Here is a 26,240-nt window from a genome sequence, read left to right as displayed (position 1 = left end):
CCTGATCTGGAAACCTTAACGCTTACTTAAGACACTTTTTGAAACAATCCCCAATCTTTTTTTCGTAAAACAATCAAAAATCATCGTTTAACACAATCAACGCACGCTTCTATTTTATTAATTTATATTAAAATATCACTGCTACCTTTAAAGTCCCGAGCTAACGCCACGTCAGGTGTTGGGGGCAAAAAAGGTAATGGACATGCAAAAAATATCGGTCAAAAACTTGATAGCAGGAGCTCTTGCGATCCTTCTTCTCATGCTGATGGCAATAGGACTTCTGGGTTATTTAGGGGAGCGTAAAGCCGCGGCCTATTTGGAAGAGGTCAATAGCATCAGCGCCGTGCAATCAAGCTCGGCCGCTAGGGCAGAAACCAATTTGATGGAAATGCGCGTTCGTTTAGAGCGGCTTTCCCAGTACTACCAAAATGGATTGACCGCGCGGGTTGCCGATGCGCTGGCCTCGGCGAACGAGAGCCTCGGTGTTTCGGATGCAAGGATCGATGCCATGAATAGCGTACCAACGGCCTCTGAGGACGCGCGTTTTTCCTACCTTTCTACGATCAATGACACCTACGACGCTGCAGCATCAAGTGAACTTAGAAACATGCTCGCCAATGCAGATATCGAGGGACTGATCGACTATAAAGAGAACATCAACCCAGCATTTTTAGCGTTTGGCCAAGCGGTAGGCGACTTTAACCGCTTTGCGTTGGACTATGGCAATACAAAAACGGCAGAAACACTGCGCGATAGCCAAGTGCTAGGGATCACCGTCGGCCTTTTGGTAGTGCTAGCACTGATTCTCTACGTCACGATGCAGGCCACGATCAACAAGTTCTTACTCTCCCCGTTACAACGCGCCGTGCAAATTTGTGAGAACATCGCAAAGGGTGATCTCACCAGTACGATCGAAGAGCGCGGCAGCAATGAGATTGGCCGCCTTTACGCGGCGATGGACGATATGCAAGAGCGACTCGAAGAGATGATCGGCACGCTCCATCAAAGCAGTGAAGCCGTGGCCAGCAGCTCCAAACAAATTGCCAGCGGCAGTCAGGATTTGGCATCGCGTACCGAGCAGCAGGCCGCCGCGCTTCAGCAAACCGCCGCAAGCATGGATGAGATCTCCTCGATCGTACGCCAGAATGCTGACACCGCCGGGCAAGCCGAACGCCTCACCCAAGACGCGGCTCAAAAAGCCTCCAACGGTCAACAGGCGTCCGAGCATACGCGTCAACTGATGCATGAGCTCGAAGAGACGTCACACAAAGTACATGACATCGTTCAGGTCATCGACTCGATTGCTTTCCAAACCAATATACTCGCGCTAAACGCCTCGGTAGAGGCCGCTCGCGCAGGCGAGCATGGCCGAGGCTTTGCCGTCGTCGCCAATGAAGTGCGTTCGCTCGCCACCAAGACCTCCTCATCCTCCAAAGAGATACGTGAGTTGATCGAAGACATCTCGCAGCGCATTACTCAAGGGGCCGAGCATACCACGCGTAACGGCCAAAGCATGGCGGACATCAACACGTCAATTATGCAAGTGAACGATATGATGCAGGAATTGGCGTTGGCAGCTAAAGAGCAGGATTCCGGAATCAATCAGGTCAGTACCGCGGTTGCGCAAATGGATGCAGCAACCCAAGAGAACGTGTCGCTCGTCGAAGAAACCAGCACGGCCTCCGCCTCACTCCAAGACGAAGCCGGCCGTTTGGCCGAGCTAGTGAACGAGTTCAAGCTAAAACGCCTTGTACAAAACGCGCTCAATAGCCAGATTCCACTTGCCGTTCAGCAAACGTTCAACACGGCTTACGTCTCTCCCCTGGTAGGATCGCCCCCTTCGCGGACGGCGGCTACGCCTGAGTGGGAAGCTTTTTAGCCGATTGCTTCACATCGTTTGTGTCACGATGCTCATTACTTAATAGGGCTGGCTTGCTGGCCCTTTTTAATAGATGCACAAGCTTTCCCTGCTTAACACCACGACCTTGCAAAAAAGTGTAAAAAAAACTGATCAGCACCTCTCAATGTCTCTCTTTTTGTGTCGATAATGTACAGGGGAGGCTCCCCTCCTTGCAGGTGTTCCCCCCCTCCTTTTCCTCCCGAGAGAGTCATCATGAGAAACTTCTCTGTCAAACACTTGTTGGCAGCCGTGCAAGGGCTAATGGTGATCGCCCTGCTGGCCATCGCAGCGACAGGTATCGTATCCAAAATGAGTGTGATGGAGAGCTTGCGAGAGCTCGATGAAGTCGCGGCCCAGCAAGTGGCGTCGATCAACCGCGCAGAAGTCAATTTAATGGAAATGCGCTTACGCTTGGCTCGCTATACCGCTTATGTCGAGGATGGTGAAAATCCCTCTGCGCAAGAAGCGCTCGAACTCGCACGCGCAGCGCTCCAGCGAGCCGATACACGCTACGCTGAGTTTACCGCCATTGAAGTACCGCCTACGGCCGTTCGTGCACCGCTCATTGCAGCCATTGATAATTACTACCCGCAAATGATCAACGAGGCGTTTCGCAGCGATTTAGCGGCTGCCAATTACGCTGCGATCGTGCAGCACCGCGAACGCTTCAATGTGGAGTTCGACAGGCTTAGCGATGCCATTCGTGCGTTCAACAGCCGCGCGCAAGCCCTAGCAGCCGAAAACATTGCTCACGCCGAACAGGGACACAGAGTGACCATGCTGTTCAGCGGTGCATTGATTGTGCTGGCGCTTCTGTTATCGCTGGGCGTCCAAATCGGTATCAATCGCCTTATCGTGCGCCCGCTGCAGCGCGCAGTGGAGCTTTGTGAGCATATCGCCAAGGGCGATTTGACCCGCCATATCGAATCGCTGGGTAACAACGAAATTGGTCGGCTCTACAGCGCCATGCATGATATGCAGAGCAAGCTGCAAAGTATGGTAGGCACGCTTACCCAAAGCAGTAGCGCCGTGGCTGCCAGTTCCCGCCAAATCGCTGGGGGCAGCCAGGATCTCGCCTCACGTACCGAGCAGCAGGCCGCCGCGCTGCAACAAACCGCTGCCAGTATGGATGAGATTTCCTCCATCGTCCGCCAAAATGCCGACACCGCCGCACAGGCGGAGCGTTTGACCCAGGATGCTTCCAAAAAAGCAGCCCATGGTAAGCAGGAGTCGGAGCAAACCAGTGTGCTGATGCGCGAACTGGAAGCCAGCTCTCAAAAAGTGAATGAAATCATTCAGGTCATCGACTCGATCGCCTTCCAGACCAATATTCTAGCGTTGAACGCCTCGGTGGAAGCCGCCCGTGCAGGCGAACACGGCCGCGGTTTTGCCGTCGTGGCGAGTGAAGTTCGCTCGTTGGCAACGAAAACCTCCAACTCCTCGAAAGAAATTCGCACGATGATTGAGGATATCGCGGGCCGCATTGCACAAGGTGCCGATCAAGCGCTGAAAAATGGCGAGAGCATGGACGACATCAACCAAGCCATCATCCGAGTCAACGATATGATGCAGGAGCTAGCGCTGGCGGCGAAAGAGCAAGAGTCTGGGATCAGCCAAATCAGTACGGCGATTGCCGAAATGGATTCTGCTACCCAGGAGAACGTTTCTTTGGTGGAAGAAACCAGCACGGCTTCAGCCTCACTACAAGATGAAGCCTCACGGTTGGCAGAGTTGGTCGCCGCGTTCCGGATCAACGCCTCCGACCGTCACCCTATGCTTGCCCCATCCACCGCTTCAGCGCCTGCCCAGCGTTTGCGCACTCCCTCACAAACTGTCAGCACGGCTCAACGCCAGCGGCCAGCAGCCGAGCCTGAGTGGGAAGCGTTTTAATCGAGCCTCCAGGCTGCGTGTCGAAGCACATCCGCTGTCCCACGCAGCCTCCGTTGACCCTATCTATTCGTGCCATAACAAAAATTGCGTTAGGGTGACTCTCTTGACGACGACTCGCTTGGCCTATCGATGCCTAATCACCCTTCACTGCTGACGCGTATCTCTTTGCGCACCCGCATCATTGGCTTGATCACCTCGTTAGTGATTGCCATCACGCTCCTGCTGAGCTGGGTCGCTTCCCGCGAGGCGGCGCTACAACTCGAGGAAAATATCGGGTACCGCAGCGCTGATACCGCGTATCAAATGGTGGATAAACTCAGCCGCAGCATGGATGCGCGGGTTAAAGAGGTGCGCCTACTGTTGGGCATCAAAGAGTTTGCCGATCGCACCGATCCCTCCTCGGTGCGCGCCCAGCTCGAACATCTGCAGCGTAACTATGACGTGCCGTCTTGGATTGGCGTAACGAATGCCAGTGGCACGGTGATCGCCTCCACCGGAGGGCTTCTCGAAGGATCGTCGATTGCCCAGCGGCCGGTATTTATCGAAGGGCGACAAGCGTTATGGGTGGGGGATGTTCATGATGCCGTCATGCTATCCCAGCTACTCCCCAACCCCACGGGCGAGCCCATTCAGTTCGTCGATATCGCCGCTCCGCTCACCGATTCGAGGGGCATCTTTACTGGTGTGCTCGCCGTCCATCTCAGCTGGGAGTGGGCAAAACAGGTGAAAAACTCAATGCTTTCACCGCAACTGCGGGCCCAGCAAACCGAACTACTGCTGCTCTCCTCGCAAGGCACGGTGATTCTTGGACCCACTGAACTTGTCGGTGAATCGCTGGCGTTCATGGAAGGGACCCTCAGCAGCGCCACGCCCAAATGGTCCATCGAAACCTGGCCAGATGGGCAGCGTTACGTCACGGGAATAGCGCGTAGCCAAGGGTTCGGAGACTTCCCAGGTTTGGGCTGGGTTGCTGTGAGCAGGCAGCCCGTGAGTACTGCTTTCGTGCCGGTAGACCAGCTTTACGAACTGATTCTCGGCACGGGGCTACTGGTGGCCTTGATGTTTTCCATCATCGGCTGGATCGTGGCCGCTCGCTTAGTCGCACCGCTCACGCGGCTGGCGCGCGCGGCTGACAACATCCAGACGGCCACCAGCCGCAGCGAATTGACGCTGGAAACCGGCTCCCCCGAGCTCAAACGGCTATCGACGTCCATGCGTGACATGGTCGAGCGCTTGATCGATCAACGCCGCACCATCAGCCGTTTAGAAGACTTGGCCAATACCGACCCGCTGACGGGGCTGGCTAACCGCGCCTTCCTCAACCACTACCTGCAGCATACGCTGCCCGAGGCACGTCGACAGCACCAAAGCGTCATCGTACTGCTCTTCGATCTCGATGGCTTTAAACGGGTCAACGATGAGCTTGGCCATCATGCGGGGGATTTACTGCTGATCGAGGTCACCCAACGGCTCAAGTCGACGTTGCGCAGCGGTGACGTAGTGGCACGTCTAGGCGGAGACGAGTTCGTGATGATTCTTAAAAGCACCACAGAACAAAGCGCCCATGTGGTGACGGATGTCAGCCAGCGGCTACTGCAGCGTATCGCCAGCCCGGTACGGCTGCCTGGAGGGCACCAAGCGCAGGTAGGTTGCAGCCTGGGAGCAGCGTGGTGGCCGCAACACGGCCACGATATCGAACACGTCATGCAGCTAGCCGATATGGCGCTTTATCAGGCCAAAAGCAAAGGTAAACACCGATTGGTCATTTACGGGGAATCGTCTTGAAACATTCCTGCAACTGCGCTTCAGCGACATCGCTGCCCAGTGCAGTCAAGTAGGCAATGTTTCGTTCAGGGATGGCGGCCGTATCTCCGTAAAACGCGATGGCTCGCTCGACGCTAGCCTCGCGCAGTACGTGCACCATGGGATAGGGCGAACGATTGGAGTAGTTGGCGGCATCGTCGAGGTCTGCGCCATCGAAGCAGTAGTCAGGGTGAAACGTGGCCAACTGATACACACCGTCGTAGCCTAGTTCGATCAATAGATTTTCCGCCAGCTCGACGTAATCCAGATAGTGGTCGAAACTTTTAAACAGCGTCGGAAACGTCAATAAAGTCGTCTCTGTTTCAGGGTGCTCGTCGAGCCAAACCATCTCGGCAGCCAGCTCCTCCAACGCTACTTCCACTTTTTTAGAACGCACCACCTCCACACGTATCGTGTCGTTCTCTAACTCCCGTTTGGCAAAAGGGCAAATCTCGTGTCCTATGATAAACCGGCGCACCCAAACGAGTGTCTGCTCCACGATTTGCTGATCGGCGTCTTGCGTCATCTCCACTCCCACATTGGCCTGCTGTAAGCACTTTTTAGGTGGCGAGTGCCTCGCGCTGGCCACCAGTGTACAGCGAAGTTCGCTACCCCGTCAGGCGTGCTGCTGATAGCGAGCCAGCGCGACCTCGTAGGATTTATGAATATGATCATCCATCAATGCACGGGCAGCACGCGCATCGCGCTTGAGCGCCAGCTCCACCAATTCATGGTGCTGCTCATCCAGTTCTTGTCGAATGGTGGGCATCTTGGGGCCTAAACGCCGGTATCGATCGAATTGGTCGTGCAACTGCTCGATGAACCGCAACAGCCACACCGAGCCGCAAGGCGCCACCAGGGTCCGGTGGAAGTGGGTGTGCAGACGCTCCCACTCCTCGCCTTTGTCCAGCGTAATATCCGCTCGCTTCAATCGATGTGCCGCCGCCAGCAAATCGGCTTCCCACACAGCATCGCCGTGGGCAATGGCGCGCTCTAGCGCCATTCCTTCCAACTCGGTGCGAAGGCGCGCAATGTCATCGAGCTCTTCACGAGTAAGCTTGGGTACCCTAAACCCTCGCTGATTCTCTTGAACCAGCAAACCATACGCTGCCAGTTTATTCAGCGCCTCACGCAGAGGGCTGAGCCCCACCTGATACTGCTCTTTGAGCGCATTGATGGCGAGCTTTTCGCCTGCTTTGAAGCGCCCCCCCACCAAGTCTCGACGCAGCACATCGTAGATAGAACTAGAGGCGCTGCTGGTGGGAAGCTGCACGTGCTTATTCATTTCGGCGTCCTTTTGCGTCACATCGCAAGGCTTCGGTTATCGGAACGTCCAACACTAGGTGTTGACGCCTCTTGGTAGGCTCACCTATATTCTATTTTAGACAAAATAATCGATTTTTTAACCAACAAACGATAAATAGGGACATTTATGCTGTTGACCTCATCGATCTCCTTACAGGCGCTGCCTGCATGAAGCAAACTGCACTCTTTTGGGCTTTTTTCCGCGTCGGTATTTTCGGTTTTGGCGGCGGCCCGGCCATGATACCGCTGGTCAGAGCGGAAGTCGTGACACGCCACCAGTGGCTGACGGATGAAGAGTTTGCCGATGTGTTGGCCATTGGCAATACCCTACCCGGGCCTATCGCGACCAAAATGCCCGGCTATATCGGCTATCGAGTCGCGGGCATCAGCGGCTGTGCTGCCGCGGTGATCGCCGTCATTCTGCCCATGATCGTGGCCATGATCGTGATGCTTGGCATTTTTAGCCGCTACCGCGACGTCGCCTGGATTCGCGGTATGGGGCAAGCGGTCATTCCCGTGGTCATGGTCATGATGGCGCAACTGACCTGGGACTTCTTCGATAAGTCCAAAGCCGCCCTTGGCTGGTGGGTCAGCATTGTGATGGCGGTCGCGTCGGGTGCGGTGATTTACTGGCTCGGCGTGCACCCTGGCTGGGTCATTGGAGCCATTCTACTCACGGCACTGCTACGCCCTTCGCGTAAGAAACACGTGGAGGGCACCGCATGATTTACTGGGATCTATTTCTAGCGTTTTTCATCCCCAACATCATTGGTTATGGCGGCGGTCCTGCCATCATTCCGCTTATTGAAGCCGAGGTCGTCGGCCGCTATGGCTGGATGACTTCACAAGGTTTTGCCGAAACCCTAGCCCTTGGCAACGCGCTGCCTAGCCCCATCGCCACCAAAATGGCGGGCTATGTAGGTTACGAGGTAGCGGGCATCGGCGGCGCATTCGTCGCCGTGGCCGCCACGGTAGTTCCTTCACTGCTGCTCATGCTTGGCGCACTCGGGCTTCTATATCGCCACCGCGACTCCCCGCGCGTCAAGCGCATGAGTCAGTGGGTACGCCCCGTTATCGCCATGATGATGGCGTGGCTCACCCTCGGCTTTTTTATGGAAAGTATCGACGCAAGCGGCGCACTCCACACACTGCTCTTGGGTGTCGTGGCGGCTCTTGCCCTGGTGCGCTTTAACACTCACCCCGCCTTTGTCGTTATCGGCGCCTTGGTTTATGGAGGGCTCTTTCTCGGTTGACCTGTTGTGCACTAAAGACGATTCACTGCAGACAATAAGAACCCAAAATGGGACCACGCGCTCACCTCACCGCTGCTTGACGCAGCGGATCACCACACCAACTCCATCAAAAAGGTGTATAAAAATGACGCGTTCTAAACTTGCTCTAAGTACCACACTCGCCGCCATTGGGCTGACGTCCAGCCTGGCGCTCCTATCCACTGCCCACGCGGATTATCCCGAGCAGGATATTCGTTTGATCATTCCTTATGGGCCCGGTGGTGCCACGGATATTATTTTCCGTTTGGTATCACAAGAAGCAGAGCAGCACTTAGGTGCTTCGATCGTTCCGGTGAATATGGCCGGGGCGGGCGCAACGCTTGGGTCACGCAACGTCAAGGACGCCACGCCCGATGGCTACACGCTGCTGGGCAGCCATGACACCATTGCGCTTTCAAAGCTCGCCGGTACCGTCGATTACTCCTACGACGCGTTTGAGCCCATCGCCCTACTCACACAAACCATCAATATTCCAACCACGTATGCCGGACACCCCGTAGAGAGCGCGGCAGATATTGCTGACTACGTACGCGAAAACCCAGGCCAAGTTCGTTTCAGCATGATTCCAAGCTCTACCGATCATTTCTTTTGGGCACAGTTTTTCCAAGAGGCTGGCATCGATATGGCCGATGTTCGTCTAGTGGGCTACCCCGACACTGGCCAACAAGTATCGGCATTGATGGCAGAGGAAGTGGACTTTGCCATGTTCAACCTGCCTTCTGGGGGCGCTTTTTATGAAGATGGTACGTTCAAGCCTCTCGGGATTGCGCATCCCGAGCGTTTAGACAGCATGCCGGATGTAGCGACCCTTCGGGAGCAAGGTATCGAGATGGATCACTCCACCAGTCGCGGTATCTTTGCGCCCAAAGACACACCTCAAGAGGTACTGAATGCCGTCGCAGAGGCCTATGGTCAAGCACTGGAGGAGGAGCAAGTACAAAGCCGAATCGAGAATGAGTTCGGCTCGGTTGTACGCTTCCTGGCAGGCGAGGATTACCAAGCGTTCTTAGAGGAAAACGAGGCGGCGCTTTCGGCGGCGGCTGAAAACATCGATTTCCAAAACTAAGCGTTTCGACGTCATTTCTCGCTCATGCTCCCAGGGCAACGCGCCTGGGAGCACCTGGAGGCTATGCTAATGCTAACGCTTACCAAAGACCGCGCGCTGGCGCTCGCGCTGCTTGTAATGGTGGCTGTCATGTGGGTGGAGTCGAGCTCCATTCGCCCGCCGACAAGCTGGCAGCCTTATGGATCTGCCCTGTTCCCACGCATGTTACTCGTCACGATCGGGCTTTTATCGCTTTTGCTGCTGATCCGCTCTCTGTTCACCCGCGTTGCTCCCGTGGCGTCCTGGCGAATGGAGATCAGCGGTTGGTTCGCGCGGCGTAAGTCCGTCGTAGCGCTCTTTATACTGTTTGGGCTTTATGCCGTACTGCTGCCCTTACTGGGCTATATCGTGGCCACCATCGGTTTTTTAGTGGCCTCTTTTGCTTTGCTGTTAGGCGTCGACACCAAGCGTAAATGGCTGATTAACCTAGGGATCAGCTGCACGTTCGTGCCGCTGGTATTCGTGATTTTCCGCTATGGCCTGAACGTATGGCTGCCCTAACGCTGAGGAACGACCAATGACTCATTTCTTTCTTCAAGCACTCAGCGAGGTCGGAAGCATCTCCGTCCTGGGCTTGATCATCCTCGGCGTGCTGTTCGGTATTGTCGGGGGGAGCATCCCGGGCTTTACCGTGACCATGGCCATTCTAGTGGTCTTCCCTTTCACCTTTGCCATGGACCCGGTTAGCGGCGTATCACTCATGGTCGGCGTGTTTGTCGGCGGATACTCAGGCGGTATCGTATCGGGTGTCATGTTGGGTATACCGGGGACACCTTCATCGATAACGACCGTTTATGACGGCTATCCGTTGGCCCAAAAGGGCGAACCCGGCAGAGCCCTAGGCATTGGCGTGATGGCCTCTTTTCTGGGCACGATTATCAGCGTGGCCGTGCTGGTCTTCTTTGGACCGCTGATTGCCAGTTTCAGCATGAATTTCCGCCCTTGGGAAATTACCGCGCTGATTCTCTTTGCCCTTACTCTAGTAGCCGGGTTATCGAATGGCGCGCTCTTGAAAGGCCTCTTGGCCGCCGCGCTAGGCTTGTTGATTACCACCGTCGGCTATGACCGCAACAGTAACCTGCGGTTTGATTTTGACCTGCCTGCGCTTAGCTCGGGATTTGAGATGCTACCCGTAATGATTGGCGTCTTTGCCTTCTCCCAACTGCTCGGCAATATCGAAAAAATGCGCGACGGCCCTGACGGCGGCAAGGGCGTGGATACGAACGTGGCCATTCCTTACCGCCAGATCATGAGGGATATGGCGGGCCAAAAACTCAACACCCTACGCTCGTCATTGATCGGCAGCCTAATCGGCGCGCTACCGGGCACCGGCGGTACCGTTGCCAACTTTGTGAGCTACGATCAGGCGAAAAAGTTTTCCCGCCATCCTGAAACGTTTGGCACCGGAACGCCTAACGGGATCGTTGCCTCTGAGGCCTCCAATAGCGCAGTAGCGGGCGGCGCGTTCGTGCCGACGTTAGCACTGGGCATACCGGGGGATCTCCCAATGGCCATCATGATGGGCGTGCTGATTCTTCACGGCATTACGCCAGGCCCGATGATGTTTGAGCAAAACCCCGTTTTGGTCGGCGCCATCTATGCAAGCCTCTTGATCGGTGCGGTAGTGATGGTGCTGTGTAATCTGCTGCTGGTGCGCTGGTTCGCCAAAATTTCGTTAATTCCGCAACAAATATTGGTGCCCGTCGTACTGATGCTCTGCGCGATCGGCGCCTATGCACTCAATAACAACCTCTTTGATATCTGGGTGCTGTTTATTTTCGGGATCGTCGGCTACTTGCTGTGGAAGGCGGGGGTTCCTCTCACACCGCTCATTCTCGGCGTGGTGTTGGGCAATAACTTGGAACGGCAGCTTTTCCGGGCGCTCGAACTCGACCCTAACTGGCTCACCTTTCTCACGCGGCCACTCTCTGCCCTGTTCTTAGTGTTGGCGGTCGCTTCGGTCGTCTTCTCGCTCTATCAAGACCGCAAACTGAAACGCCTAAAACCCGTGACATCCCAATAGTGATGACTCATCGACGCAAAGGATTCTACAACATGCATAACGACGCTCTCTATTACCCTAGCGCCTCGCGGCGTATGGCCACTTTTGGCAAGCGTGGCATGGTCGCCACTTCTCAACCGCTTGCCGCTCAGGTCGGTATTACTATGTTGCAGCAGGGCGGCAACGCCATTGACGCCGCGATTGCCACGGCTGCCGCACTGACCGTCGTGGAGCCGACCTCGAACGGTATTGGCAGCGACGCGTTCGCGATCGTATGGGTCGATGGGAAGCTACACGGTCTCAATGCCAGCGGGCCTGCCCCCCAGGCGGCCACGATAGAGGCCCTCGAATCTCTGGGGCATGACACCATGCCCAACCACGGCTTGTTACCAGTCACCGTGCCCGGCGTCCCTGCCGCCTGGGCTGCACTCTCCGAGCGCTTTGGCAAACTGCCGTTTGCCGATCTGCTCGCCCCGGCCATTGCACTGGCGGAAGAGGGATTTGCCGTGACGCCAGTGATCCATCAAATGTGGGAAGACGCCTTTCATAACTACGCCACTTACCCAGATGCGGCATTCAAGCCCTGGTTCGATACCTTTGCTCCCAAAGGCCGTGCGCCGCGTCCAGGCGAGCTATGGTCGTCACCCGGCCACGCAAAAAGCTTATCTGCCATTGCGGTTACCAAGGCCGAGGCGTTTTACCGTGGTGAGCTGGCTGAAGCCATCGATGCGTTCTCCCGCGAGCACGGTGGTTTGATTCGTAAAGAGGATTTAGCGGCGTATCAGCCCGAGTGGGTCGACCCGATCAGTGTGCGTTATCAGGGCCACGATATTTGGGAAATTCCGCCCAACGGCAGCGGCATGATCGTGCTGCAGGCACTCGGCATGCTGGAACGGTTAGACCCGTGCCCAGGGGATGCCGTTGAAACCCTGCATCGTCGGATCGAAGCCACCAAGCTTGCCTATATGGATGGCTTCAAACACATCACCGAACGCAGTGAGATGGTGCCTACCACCGAGCAAATGCTCGACGATGCTTACCTCAAGGCACGCGCGGCGCTGATCGGTGAACACGCGGTGGATCCTGCCCACGGCAACCCATTACAGGGAGGCACCGTTTATCTCGCCACCGCGGACGACGATGGCAATATGGTGTCGTTCATCCAGAGTAACTTCAAAGGCTTTGGTTCTGGCATGGTAGTACCCGGCACCGGGATTAGCCTACAAAACCGCGGTTGGTCGTTCTCGCTAGATCCTGAACATGCCAATGCACTGGCCCCCGGCAAGCGCACTTATCACACCATCATTCCGGGCTTCATCACCAAAGATGATCAGGCCGTTGGGCCCTTTGGTGTGATGGGCGGTTATATGCAGCCCCAGGGTCAGGTGCAAGTGGTCACGTCAATGATCGAGGATCAGTTGAATCCGCAAGCTGCGCTGGACATGCCGCGCTGGAAATGGACCACGGGTAGAACGGTCGAGGTGGAAGCCGACTTCCCCAACCACTTGGCGCTGGCGCTCGCCCGGCGCGGCCATAAGATCGTCAAGGTAGCCGACTCCATCAGCTTTGGCCGTGGTCAAATCATTCTCCGCGACCCTGTTACTGGCGTGCTGCAGGGCGGCACTGAACCCCGCACCGATGGGGCAGTGCTGCCGCTATAGTGCTTTTCAGCTCATCACCTGCTGCCCGAGTAAAGGCAGCAGGCTGGCTATCAACGCCAAAGCACCGCATCATGGCAGCCTATTGAATTGATGCTGCTACGCCACGATGCCGTACTCTCCTTCTTCTTCCCCGTTTAATCGCTTTTTCAGCGTGTTTCGCTACAGTCGCCGTGCTCTGTTTCTGGTATGGGAAACCTCACGCTGGATGATGCTGGGCTTGGCGCTTTGTACGCTGGTGGCAGGCGTGCTGCCCGCGGTGGCCGCCTATGTGGGTCAACTGATCGTCGATGGCGTGTTGGCGGCCATGGAGAGTTATGAGGCGGCCCGTCAACCGGATGTATGGGTAACGCTAATGCCGGTACTGGGCCTAGTAGCGCTCGAAGGCGCTATCATTGCGTTGATGGCGTTAGCCCAGCGTGGTCTCTCGGCCCAACAGTCGCTGTTAAGGGCATTGCTCGGTCAGAAAGTGAACGTCATGATTCTGGAAAAAGCGGGCACCCTATCGCTTAGCCAGTTTGAAGACTCAGAGCTTTACGACCAGCTCACTCGGGCTCGGAGAGAGGCCTCGACCCGCCCACTGGCATTGGTCAACAAAACCTTTGGGCTGCTGCAGAATGCCATTTCACTTGGCAGCTTTGCTTTTCTACTGGTGCAGTTTTCACCCTGGGCGCTACTGATCTTGGTGGTGGGCGCGCTACCGGTATTTTTCTCGGAAGCGAAATTCTCTGGCGATGCTTTCCGGCTATTTCGCTGGCGTTCACCGCAAACCCGCATGCAGATGTACCTAGAAACCGTACTGGCCCGAGAGGATAGCATCAAAGAGGTCAAACTGTTCGGTTTGGAGTCGCGTTTCCTGCAGCGCTACCGGGATATTTTTCATCAGCTCTATGGCGAAGACCGCCGCTTGACGTTGCGCCGTGAAAGCTGGGGCTTCGTGCTGGGCCTACTCGGAACGCTAACGTTCTACGCGGCCTATGGTTGGGTCGTCGTCGAAACCGTTGTCGGCGCGCTAACACTCGGGCAGATGACCATGTACTTAATGGTTTTCAAGCAAGGCCAAAGTGCGCTGTCGGCCAGTCTCACCGCCGTTAGCGGCATGTACGAAGATAACCTCTACCTTTCCAACTTGTATGAATACCTGGAACAGCCCACCGAAGCCGACGCTGGCCATGTGACCCAAGGTGCCGTGCAGGGCGACGGTCTGCGTTTCGAGCAGGTGAGCTTTGCCTACCCCGGTGGCCATGACGTGTTGCACGATATTTCGTTGCATATCCCTCCCGGCAGTAGCCTTGCCTTGGTGGGCGAAAATGGCTCGGGCAAAACAACGCTGATCAAACTATTGACGCGGCTTTACCGACCGACCCGGGGACGCATCTTGCTGGATGGCAGCGATCTCAACGACTGGGATACCCAAACGCTCAGAGCAAGAGTGGGGGTCATTTTTCAAGATTTCGTACGTTACCAGCTAAGCGTGGGTGAAAACCTTGGGGTAGGAGACATCGCGGCCTTCGATGATCAACAGCGCTGGCAACAGGCCGCCAAAGATGGCCTAGCCGATGGTTTCATCGCTCGCATGCCCGATGGCTACCACACCCAGCTTGGACGCTGGTTCAAAAATGGCCAAGAGCTCTCGGGCGGACAGTGGCAGAAAGTAGCACTATCCCGCGCTTACATGCGCCAAGAGGCCGATATACTGGTACTGGACGAGCCCACCGCCGCGATGGATGCCGCCGCAGAGGCGGATGTCTTTGCCCGCTTTCGTGATCACAGCCGCGACAAGATGACGATTCTGATCTCCCATCGTTTCTCGACCGTCCGCAGCGCCGACCACATCATCGTCATCGACCAAGGGCGCATCATCGAGCGCGGTACCCATGACACGCTCATGGAGACGAACGGGCGCTATGCGGCGCTGTTTCGTTTGCAGGCAGAAGGGTATCAATGACAAATATTCACACTTTACCCCGAGCCATTGTTCAAACGTAAACAATAGTGACACCGGCTTGTCCGTTATCGCCAGCCCTTTTATCTAATCGTATAGTTGGAGCATCCCAAAAAAGGCACGGGGGTGCTGCAAAATGAAAACCATTCACAAAATCAGCTTTAAATACGCGGCTGCTTTTATCGTTGTCGCTTTATCGCTCTTAGCGGTCGTCATTGCCGATGCGATGCTCGTCAACATGGTCAAAGGCCGACTCAATACGTTTATCGAAAACTACATTCCTGCCATGTCGGCGACGCTCAATGCCGATCGCGACTTATACCAAGCGCGTGTAGCGCAAATGGAATACGTATTGACGGAGCCGAGCTCCGAAAAAAGTACTGAACTGCTTGCAAGCTATGAAGAGAATGCACAACAAGCCTATGACAGAATGCAAGTGTATGCTCAGAAAATGCAAAACTACCCTTTACTCACAGAACACCTGCAAAACTTTGAACCTCTTTATGACAGCTGGAGGGTAGAGAGCCAACGGGTCTTTGAATTATATAATGCGGGAAATATCGAAGCCGCTTTAACTGCATTATCGGGTAGCTCCCTCGAGAGTTTCGAGCGCCTTCGCGAACTGTACGACATCTCTGACCAAAGCATTGAACGGGCAACAATAGAGGCAGAAACGACCGTATTAAACAGAATCAAAGCGCAACAAACAGCGACACTCGCTTTTTCGGGCATCGTCTTTTTAGTTGTCTTATTGATTGCTTTCATCGGCCCTAAATTGATGTCTAAAGCGATACGACAAGTGAGCTTCCGAATTAAAGAAATTACCGATGGCGATGGCGATTTAACCGCGCGTATTCATAATCAGCGTAAAGATGAGCTGGGAGAACTGGCGGTAGCGTTCAACGCCTTTATCCAGCGTATCGATGAGACCCTGCAATCCGTCAGCAGCAGCACGATTAGCTTACAGCACGCGTCAACGGAAATCGCTAAAGGCAGCCAAGAACTGGCCACACGTACCGAGCAAGCGGCTGCAAACTTACAACAAACGTCTGCCTCCATGGAGCAAATTGCCGCCGTAGTGAATAACGCATCCGACGCTGCCCAGCAAGCGAACCAGCTAGCGCTATCGACCCGAGACATTGCCCATCAAGGTTTGAATGCCATGCAGGGCGTTCAGAAAACCATGGGCAGCATTAGCGAGTCGTCCGGCCAGATCAGTGACATCGTCACCATGATCGAAAGCATTGCCTTTCAAACCAATATATTGGCTCTCAACGCCTCGGTCGAAGCAGCCAGAGCAGGAGAGCATGGCAGAGGCTTTGCCGTGGTGGCACAAGAGGTACGCATCCTGGCAAGCCGCACGAGTGAAGCGTCGAAGAGCATTTCCGAGCTCATTAGCACGTCGGCGGAACGCACCCACTCCGGCGTCTCGCAAGTAAAAGCCGCCAGCGACACGCTGCACAGCATGATGCAAAGCATCGAGCGGGTTGCCGATGTGGTGGCAGAAATCAGTGCCGGGGCAAAAGAGCAAAGCGTGGGCATTGGTCAAGTCAATGACGCGGTGAACGAACTCGATAGCATGACGCAGCACAATGCATCGATGGTGGAGGAGTCTAGCGCTGCCGCTGCGGAACTGCGCGAGCAGGCAGATCGACTCAGTACGCTGGTGGGCTCCTTCAAATTGAGCCACAGTGATTCGAACGTTGATTCGAAGCGTCAAGCCTTACTTGATCAAACAATGAAACGCACACTACCTTTATCAACTACAGTGCCTAAGAATTTAGTGAGTCGCCCAGCCCCTCAATGGGAGTCTTTCTAATGTCATCAATGATACTTCTCGTTTGAATTAACGGCGTTTCCATGCGTCTTCGGGTTTCTCCCCTGGCCCCCGAAGGCGCTTTTGCGCTGCCGGGACTGGCCATGCGTTTGTTGAGAAACACTGACACCACTGCCCTACAAACGCTTCTTATATGCAAGGACACATCATGCCTCCCAGTGCGTTAGTGATCGATGATGACGTCGATATACAGTTGCTTGGAAAAATGCTGCTGAGCCGACATGGGTTTGATGTCGCCACCGCCGGTTGTCTAGGAGAACTGGCGCGCCAACCTGGCCTTCTCAACACGCATCTAATCGTGCTCGATTTTGGCTTGGGTGACTTTACCGGGCTGGATATTCTCGACTATCTCTATGATCTCAAGATTCTTGCCCCTATCTTGCTACTGAGCAGTTGTTCGGACGAAACGGCCGCCCATGCGATTGCCGAAGGTAAAGCTAAAGGGCTAAAGATGTTGGGGTTCCTCCCCAAAGCGAAGCTCATGACCGGGCTTGGCGACTTTATCGAACAGATAGAGGCGTCGCCGAAACCACCCTCGGTGGGGGAATTAGCCCAGGCCATCAAGCAGCAGCATATTTGCCTTGCGCTGCAGCCTAAGCTCTCACTGGCAACTGGCATCGTCGTGGGGGCTGAAGCGTTGGTGCGCTGGGAAGATCCAACGCGCGGGACGATTTATCCCGACAGCTTCATTCCTCTCGCTGAAAAAAGCGGGCTGATGGTACCCCTGACGTGGTGTATTCTAGAGCTCGCTTTTGCACAGCTGGCCGATTGGCACGCTCGGGGGCTGCCGCTGAGCATCGCCGTCAATGTGCCGGCCGCGTTCATCAAAGCCGAAAACATGCTGTCCATGTTCGACACGCTCTGTGGCAAATACCCTATCGATATGACAAAGGTCACATTGGAGCTGACGGAGTCGGTAGGCGTAGAGTGTCTGGGGTATGCTCGACACATTTTGGACGAACTGCGCAAACGAGGGTGCAAGTTAGCCCTAGACGACTTCGGTACCGGATACTCTTCGCTGACCCAGCTCTACCGATTACCGTTCGATGAATTAAAACTCGATCGAAGTTTCGTTTCTTTCATCGACAGCGAGCCCAACGCTCAGGCAATTACGCTCTCCATCGTCGAGCTAGGCGCGCGTTTGGGAATGAGTGTCGTGGCCGAAGGTATCGAAAACGCGGAGCAGCAGACACTACTCACCAAGGCAAAGTGTCCGGTTGGTCAAGGCTATTTCATCTCTCGCCCTCTTGCCCCCACTCAGTTCGAGAAGTGGTTAGGGCACCAAACGATGGTGGCCTAAAGCGCTTCGTCCTCACCCACCGAATATGTAGCGGCTGCTTTCAAAGCGACGTTTAATCAACTCTGGAAGCGGCAGTTCCTATATGGCTAGCAAACCATGATCCAACAAGGCTTGCTGCGTGGTGAATTTCAGCGCTTCTAACGTATCTAAAAATTCCACGATCGATGCATCACTCTCCTGGTGAGCGCCTTTTTCCAAAAGAGCGGCTTGTTCAGCAATCGCAGCACAGCCCAGCGAGGCGGCGGCCCCTTTGAGGGAGTGTGCCTCTTTACGTAATGACTCATGGTCCCCTGCAAGCCAACATGCGCGAAGCCGAATCAGACGCTCCTCTAAGCGAGCTAGAAAGGCGTTCAGCAGCGCGTTGAGCGATACCGAGTCAAACGCTTCCTGCAGCTCGGCACATATTTTGCGATCTAGCAGGTCCAGCACACCACGCTCACTTACAAAGGAAACTGCTGCGCCCTTTTGCTCGCTGACGTCGCTGCCATGTCGTTCAAGACGCCCCATGCTGACGTTAGCGCTGGGAACAAAGCGGCTAATCAACTGATACAGTTCTTCTCGCGTGAACGGTTTGTTGATCATGTCATCCATGCCGCTTTCGAAGCAGCGCTCACGGTGCTCGGGCATGACGTTGGCCGTCATGGCCACGATGGGAAGCCTCGGCAGAGCATTTTCCTTTTCGAAGGCCCGCCAGCGCAGCGTCGTGTCAGGGCCATCCAACACCGGCATCTGCATATCCATCAACACGAGATCGATGAGTGCATACTCCTCTTGAAGTTGCTGCAACGCTGACTGGCCATTCTCGGCAATCGTGACACGCTGCCCGAGCTGTTCCAGCATGACTTTCGCCACTGTCTGGTTGATCGGGTTATCTTCCACGACCAGGATATGATGATCGTCCACCAGCGTGGCTTGCTGTTCGCTGCGATGATAGACCTCCAAACCCTCTGTTGCCGGTAGCGCGACCGAAAACCAGAAACGGCTGCCCAAACCTACTTGGCTGGCGACACCGATCTCGCCCTCCATGGCATGAACGAGCCGTTTGCAGATAGCTAATCCAAGCCCCGTGCCTTCGTGACGGCGCGCGATCGACGTATCTACTTGTGAAAAAGCGCAGAACAGTCTTGCTTGATCTTCTGCATCGATACCGCATCCCGTGTCTTGGACCTCGAACAGTACGTCATGCCCCTCCCCCGGTGACGCATGAAACGTCACGGAGCCCTCCTCGGTAAATTTCAGCGCATTGTTGATCAGGTTCATGATGACTTGACGAAGGCGAGCGATATCGCCGACCACGAAACGAGGCAGCGAGGGGTCGATGGAGTAATTGAACACGACCGGCTTACTCTTCTCTTGCAGCACATACCCCGTACAAAGCGCTTCGATACACTCATGGAGATCGAAGGGGCGAGCGTCCAAATCGAGCCGACCGCTCTCGATTTTGGTGTAATCCAGAATATCGTTGATCACGGCGCGCAAACTCTCGGCACTGCGTTTGAGTGCCGACAAATACGCGTAACCTCGGGGTGAATGCACTTCTTCACTCAGCAGATCGGCCATGCCGACCACGCCGTTGAGGGGCGTACGAATCTCATGGCTCATTACCGCCATGAACTGGGATTTGGCTTGGCTGGCGATTTCAGCGCGCTTGGCCGTCTCTTTTAGCTCTCGGCTCTTCACCTCTAGCGCTTGGGCCTTGCGAATACTGATTTTGCCTTCGATGAGCAGGGCGCGAACTAGCAGACCGCCCGATAGCATGAGCGAGAGCAGAAGGATCAAAGCTAACCCATAAAGCTGGGTCATCTTTTCCCGCTCTAACGTGCGCAGTCGCGCAACGCTCGCATTGGTATCGATTAAGATAGAGCCTGTCATTTGTTGCAGACGGGCCGTATGGTCGATTGCCCGACGGATCATCTCGTCATTTAAACGGCTTGAATCCTCCCAAAGGGGCTCGATCAATCGGTCGATGTCATCAATCACGGCGGCGGCTTTTTCGACCAGTGCATTGACGCCCTCGATTTTAGACACCGCCAAATTTATCTCTCCCTGCTGGAAGAGCGTTTTCCGACTAAACAGTATTTCAAAGCGTAGCAATAGGTCTTCTGCCGTCGCACTGCCTACTTGGTTATCCACCAGCAACAAATGAAACTCGCGCACTTCCCTATCGAACTGATACCCCGTCCATACGAGGTTTTCCAGTAACCGATTTTCGATGGCGTGTTGCCGCTGGAAAATCACGCCGCCTGTGATGATGGCCGACAGAAAAAAGAGGATCGCTGAAAACGTCGCGACCCTCACACGACGCGAAAAGTAGTGTTTCAAGACAGGCAACATGGTCTTTACCTAGACATCGCGACGACTACTTGACCTCGATCCGCTTGATTTGCCAGACGGAGCGTGTAAGGACTTCTTCGTTCAACAGCGCAGGAGTTTCATCGAAGGGATAAATGATGAACAGCGGCCCATGATCGCGCACTCTCAGCGGCTGCCCATCGGCGCGCATCGCTAAAATGACCTCATGATCATAAAAATCGCTAACCGGCACCTTGGAGGAGTAGTCGTTGAGCGCCACGACGTTGAGCTGCTCGCCATCGGCCCCCACAGCTTCCAATAACGCCCTTCCCAACGGCCCTTCAAAGCTCACCACCCCATCGTGCCAAGGCGTGCTAGTGTTCGTGGTACGCTGCGTCAATGCTTCCAGCATAGCTTTATCGAAATGTGCTTCGTCACCGACGTTAGTTTGGGAAATGTTGCCCGCCACTTCTAAAATCACCGTGCCAGTAGGCGCATCGAGGGCTTGCGCAGCGTTGAAGACACATGTCCCCACTAAAACGAGAAGAGTTTTATTAATCAGACGCTTAGCCATTTTATACCTCCTAAATGATGAACGAAGTATAGCGCTACGACTTAAGCGTTAACTGTAAACCTTTGTGTCGTTCCCCCTACCTAAACTAGAATTAACGCATGAGTTTTCCATCCATGGTGTGAGGTTGATCACACGATAAAAATAGGTAACTCACTATGCATATCGGTGTGCTGGAAGATGATCTCGACCAACAGGCATTTATTGAGCAGTGTTTGCTATCAGCAGGGCATCAGGTCTCTCTTTTTGCTAGGGCAAGTGAGCTCAGGCGCGCCACGCAAGAGCAGCGCTTCGACTTTCTGATTATCGACTGGCGACTGCCCGATGGGTGCGGCATGGACGTGGTAAGCCACCTTCGTCAAAACGACGGCTGGCGTGGCCCCATTCTATTTATTACCGCCAGCCAAGGTGAAGACGACGTCGTTAAAGCACTGGAACAAGGCGCCGATGATTTTCTGGCGAAGCCGCTGCGCCCCAAAGAGTTTTTAGCCCGCATTAGCGCACTGGGCCGTCGAGCCGGCTACGATACGCCCCGCCCCTCCGTTTCCTGCCCGCGCGCTTTTGCGATCAACACCGACGAGCACACGATCAAAGTCGACGGTCACGCCGTGGAGCTAACCGAGCGGGAATATCGCCTAGCCACGCTGTTTTTTTCCAAAGTGGGTGAGCTGTTGAGCCGTGCACATTTGCTGGAGCTGGTTTGGGGCATTAAAGGTGACGTATCGACACGAACGGTAGATACCCATGTCAGCCGTCTTCGCCGGAAATTGGAGCTAGATGGTCGCCATGGGCTGCGCCTGCGCAGCGTGTATCAGTCGGGTTACCGTATGGAGGTGTGCAGCACCTCTGCCGTCGAACAGCGAGTCGCCAATTAAAAAAAGCCGACCTAGCGGTCGGCCAAAAGCTGATGAGAGTCTGCAGACTGGCAAATTGCCTGCAGCGATGCCTGGGGAAGGCATCGCCAAAACGCTGGTTCAAGCGGCTTGGCGATGCCCTCTTTGAGCATGACGCCCTTTACGAGAGTAGCTGCCCTTCCCTTTCTTCGGCGTTTGCTGCTGCATTTTGAACATAGGGGTACGTAACTGCGCTTTGAGCGCGTTTTCGCCAACCTTGTGTTTTTTCATAGAATACTCCTGGTTTATTAAGAGACGCTTAACCGGGCAGTGGAAGCCTTCGCTCCTATGAACATTCGCGTCGCCATCGGTTCCTGCCAGCACGGTAGTTTTCAACAAGCCCCATGAGATGCCGAATGGCCGACCGTACTGCTGCTGGCCAACATCGCGCCTAGAGACATCGTCGTGCACTCCTGACTCTCCTCTCCACCGCCTGGTTGATAGCATGTTAACGAATATGGGGAGAGCCTTTGAAGACTTCAACCCCAGCGTTTTAAACGCTTCGCAAAAGAACACGACTCGGCTATCAACGCTGCTTTCAGCACTGCGTTTGAGAGAGTCGAGCGGCGGGGCTGTGGGCCACCATGCTCACCACGCTGCCCACCATGATTAGGCAAGGCGATGGCAGCGGCCGAGCAGCGAGGCGTTCGGGTATGTCGGAAAGCGTGCCCACCAGTGACTGCTGCTCGGGCTGGCTGGCGTTGGCTACCAGCATGACGGGCCACGTATCGGGCAGACCCGCTTGGCGCAAGCCATGGCAAATGGCCGCCACTTTGGAAAGCCCCATGTAGAACACCAGGGTCTCGTCCTGACGCGCCAGCGACGCCCAGTCCGGCATCCCGCCTTCCCGGCATAGCTGCGCCGTAATGAAACGCACCTGCTGGGCGTGGCCGCGATCGGTGAGCGGAATCCCCATCCCCGCCGCTGCGGCGGAGGCGGCGGTAATGCCCGGCACGATCTCGGCGGGCAGCCCCGCCTCTGCCAGGGCTGCAAGCTCTTCGCCCATACGCCCGAAGACGCCGGGATCGCCGCCCTTCAACCGCACCACCGACTTGCCTGCCTGGGCCAGGGAGACGATCAGCGCACCGATCTCCGCTTGGGGCATGCTGTGATGCCCGCTGGCTTTGCCGACGTAGTAGCGCTCGGTGCCCGGCGGAACGAGCCCCAACACGTCGTCCCCAACCAGGCGGTCATACACGACCGCGTCTGCCTGCATCAGCAGTCGCGCGGCTTTGAGCGTCAGCAATTCGACATCGCCGCTACCCGCGCCGACCAAATAGACGGTGCCTGGCTGGCAGGCACCGCTGAGCGGCAAGCGCAAGCGTGGGGCGTTATCGCGGCTCAACGGCGCCCACGCCCGCTGGGCCAGGCGCCACAGCGCATCAGGCCACTTCTGTGTTAGCTGTTTGCTTAGCGCGCGCATGAGGCCGCTCCTCTTCGAGTATCGCTTTTAGTTCGGGTAGGCAGCTGCCGCACTGGGTGCCGCAGGCCAATCGTGCGCCTAACGCTTCGACGCTGGTATCGCCTGCATGAATCGCCTTGACGATAGAGGCTTGGCCGACCTGGTGGCAGCTACACACCACCGGCCCCGTATCGACAGCGCCATCGTCGCATCCGGCCAGCAGGCGTCTACGGTGCCGTGTCTCCAGGGTAGCGTCATTGAAGCGCGCTTCAAGCCAGGCTAGCCCCGGCAGCTCGTCGGGGAGTCCCACCATCAGCCACCAGCAAAGCCGACCGTTCACCACGCCCGCTGCCCGCAGCCTGCCGGTTGCCGGGTCGTCACACCACAGCGAAGCGGGCACGCCGCACCACGCCGCCACCTGCGCCAGCCAATCCGCGACCGGCTGACTATCCGCCAGCTGCCACCGCGTGCAGCTGGCCATCGGGATCCGCGCCCAGTAATCGCTGCGACACCACGGCGACGATGGCGCATCCAACCCGTTGGCGAGCAGCAGCGTCGCCTGCCACGCAGCGGGAAGTTTGCTCACCGCCACCGCCCCCTGTTTGGCTTCCGGCTGTCCGGAGAGCGGATCCGTATACCCCTGAATCAATGCGCCGCTGCGCCCCTGCTTGGTAAAGCAGTCGGTCCAGTGCATCGGCACGAACACCTCGCCTCGGCGTTGGGCGTGGGAGACCCGAACCCGCCCACGGTACTCCCCGGCGGCAGCGGTCAACTTGGCCAAGCTTTGATCCGTTAAGCCCGCCTGGGCGGCATCCTCCGGGTGCAGCTCGATGAAGGGTTCGGCGCGGTGGTTCATCAAGCGCGGCGCACGGGCGGTACGCGTCATAGTATGCCACTGATCCCGTATACGCCCGGTATTCAAGCGCAACGGGTAATCGTCACTCAGCGGCTGCGCCGGCGGTCGCGGCGTAATCGGCAGCAGTTTCGCGCGACCGTTCGGCGTCGCAAACCGGCCATCTTCGAACAGCCTTGCCGTTCCACGGGGGGCCTGCTGAGTCACGGGCCACTGGATCGGAGCGAGCGCATCATAAGCCGATTGGCCCAGGCCTGCCAGCCCTGAGATGTCGAATAGCCGCTGGGTATCGCCGCTATTTTCATAGCCTGAAAGGCGCGCGTGCTCATCGAAAATCTCCCATGGCTGGGTGTAATCGAAGGCTTCGCCCCACCCTAAGCGTTTTGCTACTTCGCAGAGTATCCACCAGTCGTGCTTGGCCTCGCCAGGGGCCGGCAGCAACCCCCGCTGGCGGGAAATGCGCCGCTCCGAGTTGGTCACCGTGCCATCCTTCTCCGACCAGCCCGACGCGGGCAGCACGATATCCGCAAAGGGCAGCAGGTCGGTATTGGCGACGCACTCCGAGACGATCACCAGCGGGCATTTTGCCAGCGCACGGCGCACTTTCTCCCCATCCGGCATACTCACTGCTGGATTGGTGGCCATCACCCACAGGGCGGTAATCTCGCCGCGCTCGATGGCATCAAAGAGCTCCACCGCCTTGTAACCCGGGGCGTCCGGTAGTACGGGCGTTAAGTGCTGGGTAGTCCAGAAGCGGCTAACCAACTCACGCGCGCCCGGGGTGTGGTAATCCATATGCGCCGCCAGCTGATTGGCCAACCCGCCTACTTCCCGCCCGCCCATGGCGTTGGGCTGGCCGGTGATCGAAAACGGCCCCGCCCCCGGCAGGCCGATTTTTCCGCCCGCTAGATGGCAGTTGATGATCGCGTTGCACTTGTCGGTACCGCTGGAGGATTGATTCACCCCCTGAGAGTAGAGCGTGACCACGTGAAGCTGGCTGGCAAACCAGTAATAGAAGGTTTCCAGGCGTTCAGGATCCACATCACATTCGCGAGCAACGGCTTCCACGCTGCCTGCACTCTGCTTGGCAGCGCCCAGCGCGTCGTCTAACCCCTCGGTGTGGCGTTCTAAGTACACGGCATCCAATCGGTTATGGTCGTCCATCCACGCCAGCAGCCCGTTGAACAGGTACGCATCGCTACCCGGACGAATACCCAGGTAAAGATCGGCCATTTCACAAGTGTCGGTCACGCGGGGGTCGATCACCACGACCCGCATCAACGGGTTGCGCTCTTTGGCTATCTTCAAACGCTGATAGAGCACCGGATGATTCCAGGCAAGGTTGGACCCCACCAGCACCACCAGTTCCGCTTCTTCGAGGTCTTCATAGCTGCAGGGTACCGCATCGGCCCCAAAGGCGCGTTTATAGCCCGCCACGGCGGACGCCATGCAGAGCCGCGAGTTGGTATCCAAATGCGGGGTGCCCAAGAAACCTTTGAACAGCTTGTTGGCGACGTAATAATCTTCGGTCAGCAGCTGGCCGGATAAGTACGCCGCCACCGTCTGCGGGCCATGGGCAGTGCGCTGGGCCTGCAAGCGTTCGGCGGTGACGGTGAGTGCTTGCTCCCAGGAGACCTCCTGTCCATCCACGCGGGGCATCAGCAAGCGCCCCTGTGCGCCGAGCGTTTCGTGCAGCGCGGTGCCTTTCACACATAGGCGGCCGTAGTTGGCTGGGTGCTCGCGGTCCCCCTCGACGGCAATGAGCTGGCCGCTTTCAAGCGTTGCAGTCACGCCGCAGCCGACGCCGCAGTAGGGGCAGGTGGTTCGGGCGAGCCGATTGACCTGTGGCATGGCAGTTTCCTCCCGCGTTAAAAAGCAAAAAGCGCCCAAGCCAGCTTCAAAAGAAGCCTGCCTGGACGCCGTTGTCTCAGGGGCACCATTTACCCGGTGCCGTACTCATCAGTGATTTGCTGCCGTTGGTATTGTTCGACGCAATTTATGGTTGTGATCGTTATGAGCAAAGACCCTGCACTGAGCCGTTGTTCCTTGTTACTTGAACAAATGCAAACCCTGCGCCCACTCGGCCTTAAAACCATTAAATATTATAAAAACAATAGCTTATAAACATGCTTGTATTTTCATTACTCGCTAAAGGAATGCTCTTTGTCGAATAAGCGGCTAAAGGGGGTGCA

At 56.2% G+C, this 26,240-nt stretch carries 20 protein-coding genes; 13 read left to right on the top strand and 7 right to left on the bottom strand.

The features are described from left to right. Window positions 1–202: 202 nt before the first annotated feature. From FRH_RS10210 to FRH_RS10200, 3 genes are all read left to right on the top strand, one after another. Complete coding sequence (locus FRH_RS10210; RefSeq protein ID WP_281996821.1) at window positions 203–1,879, top strand: methyl-accepting chemotaxis protein; 1,677 nt, start codon at window positions 203–205, stop codon at window positions 1,877–1,879. 234 nt (window positions 1,880–2,113) lie between these two features. Then, window positions 2,114–3,790, top strand: a complete 1,677-nt coding sequence (locus FRH_RS10205; RefSeq protein ID WP_281996820.1) for a methyl-accepting chemotaxis protein — start codon at window positions 2,114–2,116, stop codon at window positions 3,788–3,790. A 129-nt stretch (window positions 3,791–3,919) separates the two neighbouring features. Then, window positions 3,920–5,575 (top strand): diguanylate cyclase, encoded by a 1,656-nt coding sequence (locus tag FRH_RS10200; RefSeq protein WP_219863000.1) that lies wholly within the window; start codon window positions 3,920–3,922, stop codon window positions 5,573–5,575. Here FRH_RS10200 and FRH_RS10195 read toward each other — a convergent pair. After that, complete coding sequence (locus FRH_RS10195; RefSeq protein ID WP_281996819.1) at window positions 5,553–6,119, bottom strand: DUF1415 domain-containing protein; 567 nt, start codon at window positions 6,117–6,119, stop codon at window positions 5,553–5,555. The genes FRH_RS10200 and FRH_RS10195 overlap by 23 nt on opposite strands. A 90-nt stretch (window positions 6,120–6,209) precedes the next feature. After that, a complete protein-coding gene (locus tag FRH_RS10190) occupies window positions 6,210–6,878 on the bottom strand; it encodes an FCD domain-containing protein (RefSeq protein WP_139525242.1) in 669 nt (222 codons plus the stop codon). 188 nt (window positions 6,879–7,066) lie between these two features. On the opposite strand from FRH_RS10190, the gene FRH_RS10185 reads away from it, so the two are divergent. The 9 genes from FRH_RS10185 to FRH_RS10145 all read left to right on the top strand — a co-directional run bounded on the left by FRH_RS10185 (window position 7,067) and on the right by FRH_RS10145 (window position 18,037). After that, a complete protein-coding gene (locus FRH_RS10185; protein ID WP_139525241.1) occupies window positions 7,067–7,624 on the top strand; it encodes a chromate transporter in 558 nt (185 codons plus the stop codon). Then, window positions 7,621–8,151, top strand: a complete 531-nt coding sequence (locus FRH_RS10180; protein ID WP_139525240.1) for a chromate transporter — start codon at window positions 7,621–7,623, stop codon at window positions 8,149–8,151. The genes FRH_RS10185 and FRH_RS10180 overlap by 4 nt, the downstream gene beginning before the upstream one ends. Before the next feature lie 124 nt (window positions 8,152–8,275). Beyond that, the gene (locus tag FRH_RS10175) at window positions 8,276–9,256 is read left to right on the top strand and encodes a tripartite tricarboxylate transporter substrate binding protein (RefSeq protein ID WP_281996818.1); all 981 of its coding nucleotides are present in this window, start codon (window positions 8,276–8,278) and stop codon (window positions 9,254–9,256) included. 69 nt (window positions 9,257–9,325) lie between these two features. Next, entirely contained in the window at window positions 9,326–9,796 is a 471-nt protein-coding gene (locus FRH_RS10170) for a tripartite tricarboxylate transporter TctB family protein (protein ID WP_139525238.1), read from the top strand. Between the two features lie 16 nt (window positions 9,797–9,812). Beyond that, entirely contained in the window at window positions 9,813–11,318 is a 1,506-nt protein-coding gene (locus tag FRH_RS10165) for a tripartite tricarboxylate transporter permease (RefSeq protein ID WP_281996817.1), read from the top strand. A gap of 32 nt (window positions 11,319–11,350) precedes the next feature. Further along, window positions 11,351–12,958 carry a gamma-glutamyltransferase family protein gene (locus FRH_RS10160; RefSeq protein ID WP_281996816.1) on the top strand — a complete coding sequence of 536 codons (1,608 nt, stop codon included), beginning with the start codon at window positions 11,351–11,353 and terminating at the stop codon, window positions 12,956–12,958. A 106-nt stretch (window positions 12,959–13,064) separates the two neighbouring features. Further along, window positions 13,065–14,903: an ABC transporter ATP-binding protein gene (locus FRH_RS10155; protein WP_281996815.1), complete on the top strand. Its 1,839-nt coding sequence runs from the start codon at window positions 13,065–13,067 to the stop codon at window positions 14,901–14,903. A 133-nt stretch (window positions 14,904–15,036) separates the two neighbouring features. Further along, window positions 15,037–16,719, top strand: coding sequence for a methyl-accepting chemotaxis protein (locus FRH_RS10150; protein WP_153842209.1), 1,683 nt, complete (start codon window positions 15,037–15,039; stop codon window positions 16,717–16,719). 166 nt (window positions 16,720–16,885) lie between these two features. After that, window positions 16,886–18,037, top strand: a complete 1,152-nt coding sequence (locus FRH_RS10145) for an EAL domain-containing response regulator (RefSeq protein WP_153842208.1) — start codon at window positions 16,886–16,888, stop codon at window positions 18,035–18,037. A gap of 78 nt (window positions 18,038–18,115) precedes the next feature. Here the strand turns inward: FRH_RS10145 and FRH_RS10140 are convergent, their stop codons facing one another. Then, the gene (locus FRH_RS10140) at window positions 18,116–20,371 is read right to left on the bottom strand and encodes an ATP-binding protein (protein WP_281996814.1); all 2,256 of its coding nucleotides are present in this window, start codon (window positions 20,369–20,371) and stop codon (window positions 18,116–18,118) included. 25 nt (window positions 20,372–20,396) lie between these two features. Then, window positions 20,397–20,903: a molybdopterin-dependent oxidoreductase gene (locus tag FRH_RS10135; protein ID WP_281996813.1), complete on the bottom strand. Its 507-nt coding sequence runs from the start codon at window positions 20,901–20,903 to the stop codon at window positions 20,397–20,399. A gap of 155 nt (window positions 20,904–21,058) precedes the next feature. Here FRH_RS10135 and FRH_RS10130 point away from each other — a divergent pair, with 155 nt between their 5' ends. Next, window positions 21,059–21,775, top strand: coding sequence for a response regulator transcription factor (locus FRH_RS10130; protein ID WP_139525230.1), 717 nt, complete (start codon window positions 21,059–21,061; stop codon window positions 21,773–21,775). Window positions 21,776–21,874: 99 nt separating this feature from the next. Here FRH_RS10130 and arfA read toward each other — a convergent pair whose 3' ends face one another. The 3 genes from arfA to FRH_RS10115 all read right to left on the bottom strand — a co-directional run bounded on the left by arfA (window position 21,875) and on the right by FRH_RS10115 (window position 25,899). Further along, window positions 21,875–22,024 (bottom strand): alternative ribosome rescue factor ArfA, encoded by a 150-nt coding sequence (gene arfA / locus FRH_RS10125; protein ID WP_074210948.1) that lies wholly within the window; start codon window positions 22,022–22,024, stop codon window positions 21,875–21,877. A gap of 307 nt (window positions 22,025–22,331) precedes the next feature. Next, entirely contained in the window at window positions 22,332–23,216 is an 885-nt protein-coding gene (gene cobA / locus FRH_RS10120) for a uroporphyrinogen-III C-methyltransferase (protein WP_139525229.1), read from the bottom strand. Further along, complete coding sequence (locus FRH_RS10115) at window positions 23,176–25,899, bottom strand: nitrate reductase (RefSeq protein ID WP_281996812.1); 2,724 nt, start codon at window positions 25,897–25,899, stop codon at window positions 23,176–23,178. Before FRH_RS10115 ends, cobA begins: the two co-directional genes overlap by 41 nt. Window positions 25,900–26,240: the final 341 nt, after the last annotated feature.

The organism is Halomonas sp. A020 (genome assembly GCF_027943625.1).
GTDB classification, from domain to species: Bacteria; Pseudomonadota; Gammaproteobacteria; order Pseudomonadales; family Halomonadaceae; genus Vreelandella; species Vreelandella piezotolerans.
Note: the sequence above shows the minus strand (reverse complement) of the source record. Positions and strands in the feature narration are given on the sequence as shown.

Bases quoted from the DNA above. Each gene is read 5' to 3' on its own strand.
- FRH_RS10210 (WP_281996821.1), top strand. From the start codon at position 203: ATGCAAAAAATATCGGTCAAAAACTTGATAGCAGGAGCTCTTGCGATC.
- FRH_RS10205 (WP_281996820.1), top strand. From the start codon at position 2,114: ATGAGAAACTTCTCTGTCAAACACTTGTTGGCAGCCGTGCAAGGGCTA.
- FRH_RS10200 (WP_219863000.1), top strand. From the start codon at position 3,920: ATGCCTAATCACCCTTCACTGCTGACGCGTATCTCTTTGCGCACCCGC.
- FRH_RS10195 (WP_281996819.1), bottom strand. From the start codon at position 6,119: ATGACGCAAGACGCCGATCAGCAAATCGTGGAGCAGACACTCGTTTGG.
- FRH_RS10190 (WP_139525242.1), bottom strand. From the start codon at position 6,878: ATGAATAAGCACGTGCAGCTTCCCACCAGCAGCGCCTCTAGTTCTATC.
- FRH_RS10185 (WP_139525241.1), top strand. From the start codon at position 7,067: ATGAAGCAAACTGCACTCTTTTGGGCTTTTTTCCGCGTCGGTATTTTC.
- FRH_RS10180 (WP_139525240.1), top strand. From the start codon at position 7,621: ATGATTTACTGGGATCTATTTCTAGCGTTTTTCATCCCCAACATCATT.
- FRH_RS10175 (WP_281996818.1), top strand. From the start codon at position 8,276: ATGACGCGTTCTAAACTTGCTCTAAGTACCACACTCGCCGCCATTGGG.
- FRH_RS10170 (WP_139525238.1), top strand. From the start codon at position 9,326: ATGCTAACGCTTACCAAAGACCGCGCGCTGGCGCTCGCGCTGCTTGTA.
- FRH_RS10165 (WP_281996817.1), top strand. From the start codon at position 9,813: ATGACTCATTTCTTTCTTCAAGCACTCAGCGAGGTCGGAAGCATCTCC.
- FRH_RS10160 (WP_281996816.1), top strand. From the start codon at position 11,351: ATGCATAACGACGCTCTCTATTACCCTAGCGCCTCGCGGCGTATGGCC.
- FRH_RS10155 (WP_281996815.1), top strand. From the start codon at position 13,065: ATGCCGTACTCTCCTTCTTCTTCCCCGTTTAATCGCTTTTTCAGCGTG.
- FRH_RS10150 (WP_153842209.1), top strand. From the start codon at position 15,037: ATGAAAACCATTCACAAAATCAGCTTTAAATACGCGGCTGCTTTTATC.
- FRH_RS10145 (WP_153842208.1), top strand. From the start codon at position 16,886: ATGCCTCCCAGTGCGTTAGTGATCGATGATGACGTCGATATACAGTTG.
- FRH_RS10140 (WP_281996814.1), bottom strand. From the start codon at position 20,371: ATGTTGCCTGTCTTGAAACACTACTTTTCGCGTCGTGTGAGGGTCGCG.
- FRH_RS10135 (WP_281996813.1), bottom strand. From the start codon at position 20,903: ATGGCTAAGCGTCTGATTAATAAAACTCTTCTCGTTTTAGTGGGGACA.
- FRH_RS10130 (WP_139525230.1), top strand. From the start codon at position 21,059: ATGCATATCGGTGTGCTGGAAGATGATCTCGACCAACAGGCATTTATT.
- arfA (WP_074210948.1), bottom strand. From the start codon at position 22,024: ATGAAAAAACACAAGGTTGGCGAAAACGCGCTCAAAGCGCAGTTACGT.
- cobA (WP_139525229.1), bottom strand. From the start codon at position 23,216: ATGCGCGCGCTAAGCAAACAGCTAACACAGAAGTGGCCTGATGCGCTG.
- FRH_RS10115 (WP_281996812.1), bottom strand. From the start codon at position 25,899: ATGCCACAGGTCAATCGGCTCGCCCGAACCACCTGCCCCTACTGCGGC.